This is a genomic window from Dyella sp. OK584 (assembly GCF_057787755.1).
Genome location: NZ_CM173542.1, coordinates 2,432,284 through 2,447,981 on the forward strand (window position 1 = coordinate 2,432,284; position 15,698 = coordinate 2,447,981).

Annotated in this window: 15 protein-coding genes; 12 read left to right on the plus strand and 3 right to left on the minus strand. The window is 62.9% G+C overall.

Annotated elements, in window-relative coordinates; translation table 11 throughout:
• The first annotated feature begins 12 nt into the window (after positions 1-12).
• The 11 genes from AC3CBN_RS10830 (at position 13) to AC3CBN_RS10880 (ending at position 11,355) form a co-directional block, all read left to right on the plus strand.
• Complete coding sequence (locus AC3CBN_RS10830) at positions 13-636, plus strand: FMN-binding negative transcriptional regulator (protein ID WP_488633037.1); 624 nt, start codon at positions 13-15, stop codon at positions 634-636.
• Positions 633-1,112 (plus strand): OsmC family protein, encoded by a 480-nt coding sequence (locus AC3CBN_RS10835; protein ID WP_488633038.1) that lies wholly within the window; start codon positions 633-635, stop codon positions 1,110-1,112. Before AC3CBN_RS10830 ends, AC3CBN_RS10835 begins: the two co-directional genes overlap by 4 nt.
• Before the next feature lie 37 nt (positions 1,113-1,149).
• The gene (locus AC3CBN_RS10840; protein ID WP_488633039.1) at positions 1,150-2,343 is read left to right on the plus strand and encodes an argininosuccinate synthase; all 1,194 of its coding nucleotides are present in this window, start codon (positions 1,150-1,152) and stop codon (positions 2,341-2,343) included.
• Between the two features lie 132 nt (positions 2,344-2,475).
• Positions 2,476-3,690 (plus strand): acetylornithine deacetylase, encoded by a 1,215-nt coding sequence (locus tag AC3CBN_RS10845; RefSeq protein WP_488633040.1) that lies wholly within the window; start codon positions 2,476-2,478, stop codon positions 3,688-3,690.
• 37 nt (positions 3,691-3,727) lie between these two features.
• Entirely contained in the window at positions 3,728-4,993 is a 1,266-nt protein-coding gene (locus AC3CBN_RS10850; protein ID WP_488636716.1) for an acetylglutamate kinase, read from the plus strand.
• Between the two features lie 3 nt (positions 4,994-4,996).
• A complete protein-coding gene (gene argC / locus AC3CBN_RS10855; RefSeq protein ID WP_488633041.1) occupies positions 4,997-5,953 on the plus strand; it encodes an N-acetyl-gamma-glutamyl-phosphate reductase in 957 nt (318 codons plus the stop codon).
• 119 nt (positions 5,954-6,072) lie between these two features.
• The gene (gene argH, locus AC3CBN_RS10860; RefSeq protein WP_488633042.1) at positions 6,073-7,368 is read left to right on the plus strand and encodes an argininosuccinate lyase; all 1,296 of its coding nucleotides are present in this window, start codon (positions 6,073-6,075) and stop codon (positions 7,366-7,368) included.
• Between the two features lie 12 nt (positions 7,369-7,380).
• Positions 7,381-7,740: a cupin domain-containing protein gene (locus AC3CBN_RS10865; RefSeq protein ID WP_488633043.1), complete on the plus strand. Its 360-nt coding sequence runs from the start codon at positions 7,381-7,383 to the stop codon at positions 7,738-7,740.
• Positions 7,737-8,912 carry a glutamate 5-kinase gene (gene proB, locus AC3CBN_RS10870; protein WP_488633044.1) on the plus strand — a complete coding sequence of 392 codons (1,176 nt, stop codon included), beginning with the start codon at positions 7,737-7,739 and terminating at the stop codon, positions 8,910-8,912. Before AC3CBN_RS10865 ends, proB begins: the two co-directional genes overlap by 4 nt.
• The gene (locus tag AC3CBN_RS10875) at positions 8,909-10,171 is read left to right on the plus strand and encodes a glutamate-5-semialdehyde dehydrogenase (RefSeq protein ID WP_488633045.1); all 1,263 of its coding nucleotides are present in this window, start codon (positions 8,909-8,911) and stop codon (positions 10,169-10,171) included. Before proB ends, AC3CBN_RS10875 begins: the two co-directional genes overlap by 4 nt.
• 59 nt (positions 10,172-10,230) lie before the next feature.
• Entirely contained in the window at positions 10,231-11,355 is a 1,125-nt protein-coding gene (locus tag AC3CBN_RS10880; RefSeq protein WP_488633046.1) for an acyltransferase family protein, read from the plus strand.
• A gap of 95 nt (positions 11,356-11,450) precedes the next feature.
• On the opposite strand, the gene AC3CBN_RS10885 is transcribed toward AC3CBN_RS10880, so the two are convergent.
• Both AC3CBN_RS10885 and AC3CBN_RS10890 read right to left on the minus strand, forming a co-directional pair.
• The gene (locus AC3CBN_RS10885; RefSeq protein WP_488633047.1) at positions 11,451-11,948 is read right to left on the minus strand and encodes a nuclear transport factor 2 family protein; all 498 of its coding nucleotides are present in this window, start codon (positions 11,946-11,948) and stop codon (positions 11,451-11,453) included.
• Positions 11,949-12,114: 166 nt separating this feature from the next.
• A complete protein-coding gene (locus AC3CBN_RS10890) occupies positions 12,115-13,020 on the minus strand; it encodes a LysR family transcriptional regulator (protein ID WP_488633048.1) in 906 nt (301 codons plus the stop codon).
• A 119-nt stretch (positions 13,021-13,139) separates the two neighbouring features.
• Between AC3CBN_RS10890 and AC3CBN_RS10895 the strand changes: the two genes are divergently transcribed.
• Positions 13,140-14,399 (plus strand): MFS transporter, encoded by a 1,260-nt coding sequence (locus AC3CBN_RS10895; protein ID WP_488633049.1) that lies wholly within the window; start codon positions 13,140-13,142, stop codon positions 14,397-14,399.
• Here the strand turns inward: AC3CBN_RS10895 and kynU are convergent, their stop codons facing one another.
• Positions 14,400-15,680: a kynureninase gene (kynU, locus tag AC3CBN_RS10900; protein ID WP_488633050.1), complete on the minus strand. Its 1,281-nt coding sequence runs from the start codon at positions 15,678-15,680 to the stop codon at positions 14,400-14,402.
• Between the last annotated feature and the right edge of the window lie 18 nt (positions 15,681-15,698).

Below are 15,698 nucleotides of genomic sequence, written 5' to 3' on the forward strand. Positions count from 1 at the left end.
TCGGGCCGCCACATGTACATGCCCACGCAGTTCAGGGAAACACGTAGCGAGGCGCTGCATGCGCTGCTGCATGACTATCCGTTCGCCACGCTGGTGACGCATGGTGCAGCGGGTCTCGCGGCCAATCATCTGCCGTTCGAGCTGGTCGATGGCCGTCTACACGGCCATGTAGCGCGCGGCAACGAGCTGGCGAAAGCCAATGGCGCCGAAGTGCTGGTGATCTTCCGCGGGCCGGAAGGCTACATCAGCCCTAACTGGTATCCGAGCAAGCACGAGACCGGGCGCGAAGTGCCGACCTGGAACTATGCCGTGGCGCATGTGCATGGTCGTCTCCATGTGGTCGAGGACAAGGACTGGCTGCGTCAGCTGCTGGAACGCTTGACCGACCGTCACGAAGCGAACCAGCCCAAGCCGTGGCATGTATCCGATGCGCCCGCCGACCATATCGACAAGTCGCTGGGCGGCATCGTGGGTCTGGACATTGCCATCGACCGCATCGAAGGCAAGTTCAAGTTGAACCAGAACCATCCAGTGGCCAACCGCATGGGCGTCATCACCGGTCTGCGCCAGCGTGGCGCACGTGGCGATGCGGAGCTGGCCGATCTCATGTCACTTCAAGAGGAAGGCAGGTCGTGAGCAAAGGCCATCAGCATCACTACAAGGTGGACGTGACGTGGACCGGCAACCGTGGCACGGGTACCAAAACCTACCAAGGCTACGGGCGCGAGCATGAGATTCGCATCGAAGGCAAAGCGGTGCTGGCTGGCTCGTCCGATCCCTCGTTTCGCGGCGATGCGACCAAGCACAACCCTGAAGACATGCTGGTGACGGCACTGTCCACCTGCCACATGCTGTCGTACCTGCATCAGGCGGTGCTGGCCGGCGTGGTGGTGACCGGCTACGTCGACCATGCCGAAGGCACCATGGAAACCGACGCGCATGGCGGCCGTTTCCTCGAAGTGGTGTTGCATCCGGTGGTGACCATTAGCGCCGACAGCGATCCGGCCAAGGCCGGAGCGGCGCACGAGCCCGCGCATCACGCCTGCTTCATCGCCAATTCCGTGAATTTCCCGGTGCGCTGTGAGCCGCGCACAGTTGTCGAATCCGCTTGACCTCATTCGTTCTTATTTCTTCTCCAGGATTGCAGTCATGAGCAAAGACATCGTTCTCGCCTTCTCCGGTGGCCTCGACACCAGCTTCTGCGTGCCTTACCTCAAGGAGCGCGGCTGGGCCGTGCACACCGTGTTCGCCGACACGGGTGGCGTCGATGCCGAGGAGCGCGCCTATATCGAGCAGCGCGCCAAGGAGCTCGGCGTCGCCAGCCACGTCACCGTCGATGGCGGCCCGGCGATCTGGGAAGGTTTCGTCAAGCCGTTCGTGCAGGCCGGTGAGGCCTATCAGGGCCAGTACCCGCTGCTGGTGTCCGACCGCTATTTGATCGTGGACGCGGCCATCAAGCGTGCCAATGAACTGGGCACCAAGGCCATCGCGCACGGCTGCACCGGCATGGGCAACGATCAGGTGCGTTTTGACCTGGCAGTAAAGGCGCTGGGAGACTACGAGATCGTGGCGCCGATCCGAGAGATCCAGAAAGAGCACACCCAGACGCGCGCCTATGAGCAGGCCTATCTGGAGGAGCGCGGCTTCGAAGTGCGCGCCAAGCAGAAGAGCTACACCATCAACGAGAACCTGCTGGGCGTGACGCTGTCTGGCGGCGAGATCGACCACTGGAAGACCCCGGGTGAGGGCGCTCGTGGCTGGTGCAAGCCGCGCGCCGAATGGCCGTCCGAAAAGCTCACGGTCACCGTCGGCTTTGAGAAGGGTGAAGCGGTGTCGCTCAATGGCGAGAAGCTGCCGGGCGCCAAGCTGCTGGCCAAGCTCAACGAGCTGTTCGCGCCTTACGGCGTGGGTCGTGGCATGTATACCGGCGACACCACCATCGGCCTGAAGGGCCGCATCGTGTATGAAGCCCCGGGCCTGATCTCACTGCTCGCCGCGCACCGCGCGCTGGAAGAGGCGGTGCTGACCAAGCAGCAGAATCGCTTCAAGCCGGAAGTGGCGCGCAAGTGGGTGGAAGTGGTGTACGAAGGTTTCTATCACGACCCGATCAAGACCGATCTCGAGGCTTACCTGGCCTCCAGTCAGAGCTGCGTCAACGGCGAAGTGGTGCTGGAAACCTCGGGTGCGCAGGTGGCCGCGGTTGAAGTGCGCTCGCCGCACATCCTCAATGCCAAGGGTGCAACCTATGCGCAGTCGGCCGACTGGGGCGTCGAGGAAGCCGAAGGCTTCATCAAGCTGTTTGGCATGAGCAGCACGCTTTGGGCCGAGATAAACCGTAGCTGATCTTCGCTCGTCATCCCTGCGAAGGCAGGGATCCAGCGTCTTTCGTGGCCACTCGCAAAGGCACTGGATTCCCGCATTCGCGGGAATGACGAGTGAGGAAACCTTGGGGCAACAACTCACCAGACGGATCGCATGAGCGCACTACTGGACGACACTCTCAAACACCTTCGGGCACTGGTCAGCCATGACACGCGCAATCCGCCGCGTGAGATTGGCACCGGTGGCATCTTCGACTACCTGCGCGACAACCTGCCGGGTTTCGACGTCAGCGTCACCGACTATGGTGCGGGCGCGGTGACGTTGTACGCGGTTCGCGGCCAGCCGAAGGTGCTGTTCAACGTGCATCTGGATACGGTGCCTGATTCGCCGGCGTGGACGGCCGACCCGCACACACTCCGCGTGACCGAAGATCGTGCGATCGGTCTCGGTGCCTGCGATATCAAGGGCGCCGCTGCCGCGTTGGTCGCGGTGGCCAATGTCACCCAGGGCGACATGGCGTTGCTGCTGTCCACCGACGAAGAGGCGAACGATCCACGTTGCATTGCGGGCTTTCTGAAAGAATTTCCCCCTCTCCCCATGGGAGAGGGTCGGGGTCAGGGTGCGGGCGGAGCCGGACCTTCCGCATCTACCGAACCCTCACCCCAACCCCGCTCCCACAGGGAGAGGGGCTACGACGCGGTGATCGTCGCCGAGCCGACAAAGGGCGAGGCAGTGCTGGCGCATCGGGGTATCCACTCGGTGCAGATGCATTTCAAGGGAAGCGCGGGGCATGCCTCGGGCGAGCAGAAGCCCAGCGACAGCGCGCTGCATCAGGCCATTCGCTGGGGCGGTGCCGCGCTGGATTTTGTCGACAAGCAGGCGCACGAGCGCTTTGGCGGCCTGACCGGCTTGCGTTTCAACATCGGCAAGGTGGACGGTGGCATTAAGGCCAACATGATCGCGCCAACGGCGGATATCCGTTTCGGGTTCCGTCCGCTGCCGACCATGAAGCCCGAGTGGCTGCTGGAAACCTTCCGCACACTGGTCGAGCCACAGCCGGTGGAGTTTACCGAGACTTTCCGCGGCGACTCCCTGCCTGCCGGTGATACGGCAACGGCCGAAGCCCGTCGACTCGCTGCACGAGATCTCGCCGACGAGCTGGATATCCCGATTGGCAATGCGGTGGACTTCTGGACCGAGGCGGCGCTTTTCTCCGCCGCCGGCTATATCAGCTTTGTCTACGGCCCCGGCGACATCGCCCAGGCGCATACCGCCGACGAATGGGTCGCTCTCGACCAACTCCAGCATTACGCAGAAACCATTTACCGGATCATCGATAACAAGAGCAGCGATCGTGGAAGCGCATAAGCACACCCGTAAGACCATCGTCCGCCTGCTTTCGAGCATGGGTAGCGCGAAGGAAATCCAGCAATACCTCAAGCGCTTTTCGCAACTCGATGCCAAGCGCTTCGCGGTGGTGAAGGTGGGGGGCGCGGTGCTGCGCGACGACCTGCAGGCATTGACCTCGTCGCTGACCTTCCTGCAGCAGGTAGGCCTCACGCCGATCGTGCTGCACGGCGCCGGCCCGCAGCTGGATGAAGAGCTGTCCGCAGCAGGTATCGAGAAGCACACGGTGAACGGCTTGCGCGTGACCACGCCCAAGGCGCTGACCATCGTGCGCAAGGTGTTTCAGGAGCAGAACCTGCGCCTGGTCGAGGCCTTGCAAACCATGGACACGCGCGCGACCTCGGTGCCGTCCGGCGTGTTCACGTCCACCTATCTGGATCGCGATACCTACGGCCTGGTGGGCAAGGTCAGCCATATCAATCTCGCACCGATCGAAGCGAGCCTGCGCGCCGGTTCCATTCCGGTGATCGCCAGCCTCGGCGAGACGGAAGAGGGCCAGATTCTCAACGTCAATGCTGACTTCGCCGCCAACGAATTGGTGCGGGTGCTGCAGCCGTACAAGATCGTGTTCCTTACCGGTACCGGCGGCCTGCTGGATGACCATGGCAAGATCATCGACTCGATCAACCTTAGTACCGAGTTCGAGCACCTGATGGCGCAGCCGTGGATCAACGGCGGCATGCGCCTGAAGATCGAGCAGATCGCGGACCTGCTGGCCGACCTGCCGCTGACCTCGTCGGTGTCGATCACCAAGCCGTCCGAACTAGCGAAGGAACTGTTCACCCACAAGGGCTCGGGCACGCTGGTGCGCCGTGGCGAGAAGGTGAAACGCTTCGAATCGTGGGAAGGCATCGACCTGGAGCGCATGCGCGCGCTGATCGAGTCCAGCTTCGGCCGTACGCTGGTGCCGGATTATTTCGTACGCACCCAGCCGTTCCGCATCTATGTGAGCGAGAACTATCGCACTGCGATGATCCTCACCATGGAGGATGGTCTGCCGTACCTGGACAAGTTCGCCGTGCTGGACGACGCGCAAGGCGAAGGCCTGGGGCGCGCCGTGTGGCAGGTCATGCGCGAGGAGATTCCGCAATTGTTCTGGCGCTCGCGCCATGGCAACTCGGTGAACCATTTTTACTACGCCGAATCGGATGGCTGCCTCAAGCAGCCGCTTTGGAAAGTGTTCTGGTACGGCATGGAAGATTTCGACACGATTGCCCGTTGCGTCGCGCACTGCGCCACGCGGCAGCCGACCCTGGTGGACTGAATTATGAGCATGACCAAACATCGCATCGGCATCGTCGGCGCACGTGGCCATACCGGCGCGGAACTGATTCGCCTGGTGGCCGCACATCCGTCGCTGGAACTGGCTTTCGTGTCTTCGCGCGAACTGGATGGTCAGCGCGTGGCCGACCATGTGGAAGGTTTCTACGGCGAACTTCACTACGCCAATCTGGACCCGACTGCCGTCGCAGCGCAGGGTGCCGACGTGGTGGTGCTCGCGTTGCCAAACGGCAAGGCAGTGCCTTACGTGGAAGCCATCGACAAGGCGAAGCCCGACACCCTGATCGTCGATCTCTCGGCCGACTACCGTTTCGACGAGCGCTGGTATTACGGCCTGCCGGAGCTCACGCGCGGTCGCTGGCGCGGCGAGAAGCGCATCAGCAATCCGGGCTGCTACGCCACGGCGATCCAGCTTTCCATCGCGCCGTTGAAAGACCTGCTGGCGGCGCCGCCGGTGAGCTTCGGCGTATCGGGTTATTCAGGCGCCGGCACTACGCCGTCCGATCGCAACGACCCGGAAAAGCTGCGCGACAACCTGATGCCGTACTCGCTGACGGGCCACATGCACGAGAAGGAGGCCAGCCGCCATCTGGGGTTGCCGGTGGAATTTATGCCGCACGTCGCGCCGCATTTCCGCGGTCTGACGGTTACCACTAATCTCTACCTTGCCCGGCCCGTGAAGCGCGAGGACATCATCAGCCGTTTCAACGGGGCTTATGAAAGCGAGAAGTTGGTGCATGTCGTGGACGAGGCACCCTGGGTCAGCCAGATCGCCAATAAGCATCACGTGGAGATCGGCGGCTTCGCGGTGTCCAGTGACGGCAAGCGCGTGGTGGTGGTGGCAACGCTGGACAACCTGCTCAAGGGCGCGGCGACACAAGCGATGCAAAACATCAATCGCGCGATTGGCGTGGATGAGTACACAGCGATTCCGGCTCCATGATGCCGTCGTCCCGGCGTAGGCCGGGACCCAGTGACTTTGTCGCGTCAAGGCGCTGGATCCCAGCTTTCGCTGGGATGACGAGCTAGCCAGTCAACCTATTCTTATGCAGGAGCCTTCTCATGACCCAGCCCCTCTGGCAGAAATCCAACATCAAGATCGATGCCCGCATCATGAAGTTCCTCGCCGGTGACGATGTGCTGCTGGATCGCGAGTTCTTCCTTCACGACATCACAGCCAGCAAGGCGCATGTCGAGGGGTTAGCAAATATCGGCGTGGTCAGTGCGGACGAGGCGACCTCACTCAAGCGTGAGCTTGACGTGCTGGCGGACGACTTCCGTGCCGGCAGCTTCGTGCTCGACGAGCGCTATGAAGATGGCCATTCGGCTATCGAAGCCCGCCTGACCGAACGCCTTGGCGATGCTGGGCGCCGCGTGCATACCGGCCGCAGCCGCAATGACCAGATCCTGGTGGCGACCCGCCTGTGGTTGAAGGACCAGTTGGCGATGCTAGAGCAGCACTGCCGCGCCATCGCTGCGGTCTGCCTCGACCGTGCAGAACAGCCTGCGCTGCCGCTGCCCGGCTATACGCATCTGCAGCGCGCCGTGGTGTCATCCACCGGGATGTGGTTTGCCGGTTTTGCCGAAAGCTTTATCGACAATGCTTTGCGTGCCCGGCAGACGATGCAGTTGATTGATGCCAATCCGCTGGGCACGGCTGCCGGTTATGGCGTCAATCTCAAGCTCGATCGCGAGCACACTACGCAGGCACTCGGCTTTGCGCGCATGCAGATCTCCCCGATCTATGCCCAGCTGTCGCGCGGCAAGTTCGAGATGGCGGTGCTGGAAGCCATTGCTGGCGCACTACTCGATGTGCGCCGGCTTGCCTGGGATCTCTCGCTCTTCACTACGGCCGAGTTCAATTTCGTGAAGTTGCCCTCCGAGTACACCACCGGCAGCTCGATCATGCCGAACAAGCGCAACCCTGACGTGGTCGAACTGCTGCGCGCGAGTTACGCCAGTGTGGCCGCAGCGCGTACCGAGATCGAGCAGCTGCTGTCGCTGCCCTCCGGTTACCAGCGCGACCTGCAGTTCTCCAAGGGCTCGTTGTTCCACGGCTGCCGCCATGGCCTGGCCGCCCTGGAACTGATGCCGGACCTGCTGGCCCGGATGGAATGGAACGAATCGGCCATGCGCGCCGCGATCGAGCCAGCCATGTATGCCACCGATGTCGCCATTGAGCAGGCGGCGGCCGGCGTGCCGTTCCGCGATGCCTATCGTGCGGCGGCGGATGCGGCGGCTTCGGCGGGTACCGGCCGTACGCCTGAAGGTAGCCTGGAAGCACGTGTGTCCCCAGGTTCGGGCCACGATCTGCGTCTGGATGAATTGCGCGCTAGACTCGGCCGTCTGGACGGCTAAACGGTGAATGGCATGGGTACGGTCAGTACGCAGAATGCCGAACATTACCAATGGGGACAGGGTTGCGACGGCTGGCACCTTCTGGCTGGCAACGACCTCAGCGTGATCGAGGAGCAGATGCCGGCCGGGGCAGCCGAGGTTCGCCATCGGCATGCGCTATCCAGGCAGTTCTTCTATGTGCTGCAGGGCGAGCTGACGCTGGAGCTGGAGGGCGTCACGCACCGTCTGCAAGTGGGACAGGGCCTGCACGTGCCGCCCGGGCAAGCGCATCAGGCGCGCAATGACAGCCACGCCGAAGTGCGCATATTGGTGGTATCGGCACCGCGCAGCCACGGCGACCGTGTCGCGGCCCCTCTGGATGGACCCCCATGAGCACGGGGGCGACCAGTCATCGCGTGCCCGAGCAAGCGCTACCGCCCTGGCGTCGCGCCGTACTCAAGGTGGGCAGCAATCTGTTGGCGGCCGATGGGGGCGGGCTGACTTCGGTCTATGCGGAGGCGCTTGCCGCTTTCGTCACCTCCAGTCGAGCCGCCGGACGCGAAATAGTGTTGGTCTCGTCCGGCGCCGTTGCGGCGGGGCGGGCGCAGTTGCGGGCACATGCACCATCGGGTGGCGACCTGGCGGCAAGGCAAGCGCTGGCCGCGCTCGGCCAGGCGCCGATGATCGCGCTGTGGCAATCGCTTAGCCCGCGTCCTGTGGCCCAGGTGCTGCTGACTCATGACGACTTGCGCAACCGCCGCCGCTATCTCAACGCACGCGCCACCCTGCGCGAGCTGCTCGCATTCGACGTGCTGCCCGTGGTGAACGAGAACGACACCGTGGCGGTGGACGAGCTGAAGCTGGGTGACAACGACAACCTCGCGGCCATCGTTGCCGCGTTGGTCGATGCCGACCTGCTGCTGATCGCATCGGACATCGATGCGCTGTATACGGCCGATCCGCGCCGCGATCCGCAAGCCGTACCGGTGGGCCTGGTTGAGTCGCTGACCCCTGAGGTGCTGGCAATGGCCGGTGGCAGCGGCAGTGCGGCTGGCACGGGAGGCATGCACACCAAGTTGGAAGCGGCGACCAAGGCGGCGGCTGCGGGTATCCCCACGGCTTTGTTCAGTGGCCGACTCGAGGAAACCGTGAGTCTGCTCGCGCTGGGCCGGCTGAGCGGCACGTTGTTCGCGGCGGGGCGCAGCCGCATGCAGGCGCGCAAGTACTGGCTGCGCCACGCACCGGCGGCGCCGGGTCATATTCGTGTGGACGCTGGTGCCGTGCGCGCACTGGCGAGCGGACGGGCCTCACTATTGCCGGGCGGTGTGTTGGAAGTGAGCGGTGAGTTTCACCGTGGCGATCTGGTGGAGATTGTCGATGACGCCGGGAGACCGATTGCGCGCGGGCTTAGTCAGTACGGCGCCATCGAGACGAAGCGGTTGGCTGGCCGTCACAGCCGGGAGATCGAACAAGTGCTGGGCTACAGCTATGGCGCAGAGATCGTCCATCGCGATGATCTGGCGTCACTAACCGAGATCGAGACAACCGGGGAGATCGACGCATGAGCGACATCCGTTCGCTGGCGCTGGCTTGTCGCGATGCGTCGTCGTCGCTGGCCATGCTCGGAACGGAGGCCAAGCGCGTTTTGTTGCGCGATATGGCCGTCTCGATGGAGCGGCATACCGAATCGATTCTCGCCGCGAATGCGCAGGACATGACGTCGGCAGCCGAGAAGGGTGTGCAAGGCGCCATGCTCGATCGACTGCATTTGGATGGCGTTCGTGTGGCGGGCATCGCACAGGCGCTGCGCGAAGTGGCGGAGCTACCTGATCCCGTAGGTATGGTGACGCGCCATGAGACGCTGCCCAATGGCATTGTCGTGGAGCGCGTACGCATTCCGCTGGGTGTGGTGGCGATGATCTACGAGGCGCGCCCCAACGTTACCGCCGACGCGGCGGCACTATGCCTGATGGCCGGCAACGCGGTGATATTGCGGGGCGGCTCGGAAGCGATTCATTCCAACCTGGCTATTGCCGCTGCCTTGCACGAGGCGTTGCTCGCTCACGACCTGCCGGAGGCGGCAGTGACTTTCGTTGAAGATCTGCGCCGCAATACCATGATCGAGCTGCTGCAACTGAGCGACATCGTCGACCTGGCCATTCCTCGCGGCGGGGAAGGGTTGATCCGCTTCGTGACGGAACATGCGCGCGTGCCTGTCATCAAGCATTACAAAGGTGTGTGCCATCTCTACGTGGACCGCGCCGCCGATCTCTCGCTGGCGCTGAATCTGCTGATTGACGGCAAGACATCTCGTCCTGGCGTGTGCAACGCGCTGGAGACACTATTGGTACACAAGGACGTTGCCGCCGATTTCCTGAGTTGTGCCGCCCCGGCGTTACGCGAGCGTGGCGTCGAGCTGCGCGGTGACGAAGGCACGCGCTCCTTGGTCCCGGAGGCCGGCGCTGCCTCTGATGATGACTACGCGGCCGAATTTCTCGACCTGATCCTCGCCGTGCGTGTGGTGGACAGTCTTGAAGGAGCCACCGCGCATATTCGACGCTACGGCTCCGACCACACGGAGGTGATCGCCACTGGTGATCAGGCCGCTGCGCGGCAGTTCGTGCAGTCCTTGCGTTCGGCGGTGGTCATGGTGAACACGTCCTCGCGCTTTTCCGATGGTGGCCAGCTCGGCCTGGGCGCCGAAATCGGCATTTCTACAACGCGCCTGCACGCTTATGGACCTATGGGCGCCGAGGCGCTTACCATCGAACGGTTCGTGGTGCGTGGCGAAGGGCAGGTTCGGCATCCTGCCAGCGTTGGTTAGAGCCAGGCCAGAGAAACTGGACAACCTGCGCAGATGTGCGGATTTTGACGCCGGCCAAGATGGCCGCCGACAACGATGTGGCGGCTCAGGGGGCTTGGTGGCGTATGGTGCTGGGGCATAAGGCAAACAATTTTGACTTCATCCGTCTCGCGGCTGCGATGATGGTGCTTTGCTCCCACCAGTATGCGTTGTTGTTCACGCCGGAACCGCGCCCTTTCGGGCTGTTTACGCTCGGTACGCTAGGTGTGCTCATCTTCTTCTCGGTCAGCGGCTATCTCGTTGCGCAGAGTTGGGAGCGCGACCCCCATGTATGGCGCTTTGCTGCTCGGCGCTTCTTGCGCATCTGGCCGGGTTTGGCGGTGGTGGTATTGGTGACTGTGTTTTGTGTGGGCCCGATTTTTTCGCAGCTGCCTCCAGCGACGTACTTTCATGCAGGCATGACCTGGAAGTATTTGTGGGAGCTGTGCATCCGAACTCAGCTATACCTGCCGGAAGTGTTCAAGGGCAATCCATGGCAAGTGGTAAACGGGTCGCTCTGGACCATACCCATTGAGGTCAGCTGGTACGGCATCCTGTTGGTTGCCGGACTCTGTGGCCTGCTGCTGCACCGAGCGCGCCATCTTTTGCTTGTGATGATTGCGGCGTATGCCACGTACATCTACGGCGTCTTCGATGTGCAACACAACCCACTTGCGAATTTTCCGTTGCCGGACTTCGGTTGCGAATACGGTACTTTTTTTTGCTATGGCGTTCTGTTGTATCGCTGGCAGCACCTCTGGGAGCGCTACTGGAAGGTGGTACTGGCGAGCCTGACTTTGCTGGCTGGCATCTTGGCGGCGTTGGATCATCAATACGCTGCGGTCTATGTCCTGTTGCCGTTCGTGACCATATGGTTCGGCAACCGCTCTACGCTGCTGCTCAGGGAAGCGGGGCGTTACGGTGATCTTTCCTACGGCATTTATATCTACGCCTACATGGTGCAGCAGGCGGTCATTGCGATGGTCGGTATCCGTCACTCCTATGCGATGACCTTGTCGATATCGACAACAGCCACCCTGGTCTGCGCATTCATTTCATGGCGACTGGTGGAGCAGCCAGCGCTCGGGCTCAAGCGTTACTTGCGAACGCCGCCTGTCCGTGAAGATGGAAGCGGCGACAGCGACGTGTTGGCAGTGGCTCGATAACGGCAGGCAAGTATGCATGCGTCGGTCATTCGACCGACGTGGTTCGAGCTTGCAAACCCCGTGTTGCACCGCTCATCTGGCCGATCAAATTCCACTCACTTGCCGTTTGTGCTGGCAATTTCATGATGGTCATAGCTGATCACTCGAGTCAGTTGCCATTGGCCGTTCTGATAGCGCCAGATGTGAAGGAATTTCCCCTCGCCCTGGCACGTGTTCGTGCCGATCTGGCAGAAGCGATGCGTGCCTGCTTCCATCGCGCCGTAGTTCCCGATGGGGTAGATCTCGAGCGTGCCGACCAGCTTGCGCTGCACCTTGTTGCAGATGTTCTTGCGCGTAGCTTCCACCACCGCATCGCGCGAGGTCATCAGGCCGCCCTTGTCGTGATAGAACTCCACGTCGGCGCTGAAGTAGTTGCCGAAAGTCTTGAGATCGCAGTGGTTGTAGGCGTCGAACACCTTGGTGTCGAGTGCGGTAACCGTGCGTACGAGTTCATCACCGGTGGGAATGGCGCCGGGCGATTCGGCCCGCGCTGCCGAGATGGCCAGCATTGGCATGATCAGCAACGTCAGATATGGCAAGCGAAACTTGAGCATGGCCGTTCCTTGTGGTGATGGTTACGTACGATGGGGCAAGCGCGGTGCCAATCGAGTTTGGCAGGCTAGATGGCCGTTTCTGCATGCATCGCAAACATGGAGGCTAGCCAGCCCTTGTGATCGCGGACAGTGCCGAATGTACGAAGGGTGTCCGCCATGCCCCAGGTCAGCGCAATCGCTGACGCTTAGACATCACTGTCTTGAGCTCTTGCAGCAATACGGAGACTGGCATCTCCAGTCGCGGAGGCAGGGCGCGATGGATGAGCCATGCAACGACGTCCATGTTGAGGTCGCTGACGGTGAGCACCTTCAACTGGGCCCGGTGGGGACTGCCGGCGAGCAGGTCGGGTGTGATCAGTCCAACGCCGGCTCCGCGCGCCACCAGCGACAGCTGAAGGTCTGCGCCGAAGGCCTCGACGCCCACGTTGCAGGGCAGGCCGCGTTCCTCCAGGGCACGGCGCAACGTGGAGCGCATGCCGCAGCCGTTCTGGCTGAGCACCCACGGGAAATTGGCGAGGTCCTTCAGGGTCACGCGTCCGCGTAGCCCGAGCGATGGCGCGGCCACCACGCGTATCGGTTGGCGATCGAAGGCTTGCACCACCATGTTCGATGGCGGTGGTGTGGTTTCCGATAACACGACCGCAGCGACATCGAGGTGGCCTTGTTCCACCTGTTCGATCAGCCCCGGCGACCAGCCCGCCTGGATGCGCAAGCCAAGGCTGGGAAAGCGCGAGCGCAACGTGTCGACGGGCGTGGTCAACGCGCGTTCGGCCAAAAAAGGGGGCATGCCAAGGCGCAATTCGCCGGTGGGTTCGGTGTCGGCGCGCGACAGCGCCAGCAGATCGGCTTCCGCGTGCAGCAGTTGTCGACCTTTCTGGTAGATCTCTCGGCCGGTTGCGGTGGGCCGCAACGGTTTGGACTGACGATCCAGCAGCTCTACGCCCAGCAGCGCTTCCAGGCTCTGCACACGGCGCGTCACTCCGGGTTGGGTGAGGTGCAGCAGTGCAGCCGCCTGCACGATGGAACCGGTATCGACCACGGCGATGAAGGCCCGGATATCGCGCGTATTCATGGTGTCGCTCGTCTCATCGAGTCATGCGATATGCGCATGAAGACTATGAACATTATTCACTGTAATCATGCTTTGGACGTATTTAGCATGGATGGCCTTCCTGTTGGCAAGGCCTGCATATGCAATACCCCTCTCGTCACCGTATCGACATTGTCCCAAGTGAGGTGCAGGCGGAACTGACCACGCCGCTGACCGCACTGTTTGCTTTCGCCGTGGGCGTCATCATCATCAACCTGACCGCCGCGCAGCCGCTGGCCGGCCCGGTGGCTCGGGCATTACAGATTCCGCCCTCGCTGACGGGCCTGGTGGCGATGCTGCCGCAGCTGGGTTACGCCGTGGGCATGCTCTTCCTGGTGCCATTGGCCGATCTGTTCGAGAACCGCAGGCTGACCGCGGTGACGTTGGTTATCTGCGCGCTGGCTTTGAGCATGGCTGCCGCGGCACAAGGTTCGTGGTCGTTGCTTCTGGCCGTTTGCATTGCCGGCGCCACGTCATGTGCGATCCAGATCCTGGTGCCTTTGGCTGCAGCCATGGCAAGACCTGAGCATCGCGGCAGTGCCGTGGGTAATGTCATGAGTGGCGTGATGCTGGGCATCCTGCTGTCGCGGCCGTTCGCCAGTCTGGTGGAAGGTGCCTGGGGCTGGCGCACCTGTTACGGCGTGCTTGGGGCGTCCGATGCATTGCTCGCGGTGACGCTTTGGTTCGCCTTGCCCTCGCGCCATCCGCCAGGCAGCACGTCGTATCGTCAGCTGATCGCCTCGATGTGGTCGCTATGGCGTACCGAAGTCGTGCTGCGCCGCTACGCGACCTCGGCAGCTGTCGTGATGTCGGCCTTCAGCGCTTTCTGGACCGGCATCGCTTTGCGTCTGGTGCAAGCGCCGTTTGAGCTGGACAGTCGCAGCCTCGCCTGGTTCGCGCTTGCCGGCGTTGCCGGCACCATCGTGGCGCCGTTGGCTGGCAAGGCAGGCGACCGCGGCTACAGCGCCGCAGGCATGCCCATCGCGCATGTGGTGACGAGCGCTGGCGTGGTGCTCGCCGGTATCGCCGGCGCCGGTTGGTTTGGGCTGGACATCGCGCGATACCCGCACTTGGCATTGGGGGTACTGGTTGCTTCGGCCATCGTTATCGATGCAGGTGCGATCGGCGACCAGACACTGGGCAGGCGTGCGATCAACATGCTTGATCCGGCTGCTCGCAGCCGGCTTAACGGGCTGTTCGTCGGCGTGTTCTTCATTGGCGGCGGCGCAGGTGCCGTGGCGGCCGGCAGCGCCTGGGCCATGGCCGGCTGGACGGGCGTGTGTTTGCTGTGCCTTGGCCTGTGCGCACTCGCCTTCGTCGGGGACGTGTGGGCGCGACGCAACCGAATCGGCGCCGGCTGATCAGCCGCGCACCGCCCAGCGACGCACCGCTTCGGCGAACGCCGCGCAATCCGCATAGCGGTTGTAGAGCGGTGTGGGCGAAATGCGGATGACGTCGGGCTCGCGCCAGTCGCCGATGACGCCGTGCTCCATCAGGTACTCGAACAAGGCACGCCCGCGCTCGCGTCCGCCCTGTACGCGGAGCGAGAGTTGGGTGCCGCGGCGGGAGGGATCGGTCGGCGTCACCACTTCAAGCACATCCTGCAGTTGCGTCTGCACGAGCCATTCCAGGTAGCCGGTAAGTCGCAGCGATTTCTCGCGCAGGCGCGACATGCCGGCGCGGCGGAAGATCTCCAGCGAGACGCGCAGCGGTGTCAGCGCGAGGATAGGCGGGTTGCTGAGCTGCCAGCCGTCAGCACCGTAGGTCGGCACGAACTGCGGGCCCATCTGGAAGCGGGTGGTCTTGTCGTGACCCCACCAGCCCGCGAAGCGCGGCAGCGTGGTGCGTGCGTGGCGTTCGTGCACGAACGCGCCGCCCACCGCACCGGGGCCGCTGTTGAGATACTTGTAGCTGCACCAGATCGCGAAGTCGGCGCCGCTGTCATGCAACTGCAGCGGCAGGTTGCCCACGGCATGCGCCAGGTCGAAGCCGACCATGCAGCCGTGGCGGCTGGCGAGGCGCGTGATGGCGGCAAGGTCAAGGGCTTGGCCCGTGCGGTACTGAATACCCGGCAACATCACCAGCGCGATGCGCGAGCCGTGCTCGGCCAGTACGCGCTCGATCGCTTCCATGGAAATGATGCCATTCGGTTCATCGCCTTCCAGTTCGATCAGTGCCGTGGCGGGATCGAAGCCGTGGAAGCGAATCTGCGATTCCACCGCGTAGCGATCGGTGGGGAACGAGCCTGCTTCGATCAGTATGGCGTGGCGTTCCGGCGTAGGGCGGTAAAAGCTCACCATCATCAGGTGCAGGTTCACGCCCAGCGTATTCATCGCTACCACTTCGGACGGCTGTGCGCCCACCACGGTGGCGAGGTCATCGCGCACGAACTCGTGATAGTCCATCCACGGCAGGCGACCCTTGAAATGGCCCTCCACGCCCAGTTCGCCCCAGTAATCGAGTTCCGCACTGATGGCATGGCGCACAGCACGCGGCTGCAGGCCCAGCGAGTTGCCACAGAAATAATGGCTATCGCGGTTTTCGTGCGGAGGGATCAGAAACTCGTCGCGGAAGCCGCGCAAAGGATCGGCGGCATCCTGGGCCTGGGCCCAGGCGATGGTGGCTTCGTAGGGTGCGGACATCGGAACTCTCGTGCAGTC